1 protein-coding gene is annotated in these 428 nt (G+C 35.7%); it reads left to right on the top strand.

Features of this window, described 5'->3' with window-relative positions:
* Window positions 1-130: 130 nt before the first annotated feature.
* Window positions 131-307 carry a hypothetical protein gene (locus NE664_14360; GenBank protein MCQ4727818.1) on the top strand — a complete coding sequence of 59 codons (177 nt, stop codon included), beginning with the start codon at window positions 131-133 and terminating at the stop codon, window positions 305-307.
* The last annotated feature ends 121 nt before the right edge of the window (window positions 308-428 follow it).

Below are 428 nucleotides of genomic sequence, written 5' to 3'. Positions count from 1 at the left end.
GGAAGATATAGTTTCCAGATGAGCGAAAGTGTCAATGGGAAGTTGAGAAAAAAGGTGAAGAAACCTAATGGATATTAGATCGAGTCTTAAAAGCATGATTAAGTTGCCAGATAAGGAGGAGGTAAAATAAATGGAAATCCCAGAAAAACTTAATACTGTTTTTTTACATGAAATGTCAGCGAAATTAACCAACGCAATTACCGAATGTATGATATCTAATCAAATGACATTGGAGTGTCTTGAGTTGGCTTGTAATGAAGTAAAGGAAGTTTATAAGAAAAATGCAGTTATAAAGAAAGCTGACTAATGCCGGTACCAGTAGGACAACCCCACATCACAGGAAGGAGGGTGAGAGAAGATGACTAAAAGAAAAAATATCACTCCTTGTAAGAAAGTAAACATCTTAGGAAGGAAGCGATATTCGGAAA

Origin of the sequence: Anaerotignum faecicola (assembly GCA_024460105.1) — a bacterium.
Classification (GTDB): Bacteria; Bacillota; Clostridia; order Lachnospirales; family Anaerotignaceae; genus JANFXS01.
Note: the sequence above shows the minus strand (reverse complement) of the source record. Positions and strands in the feature narration are given on the sequence as shown.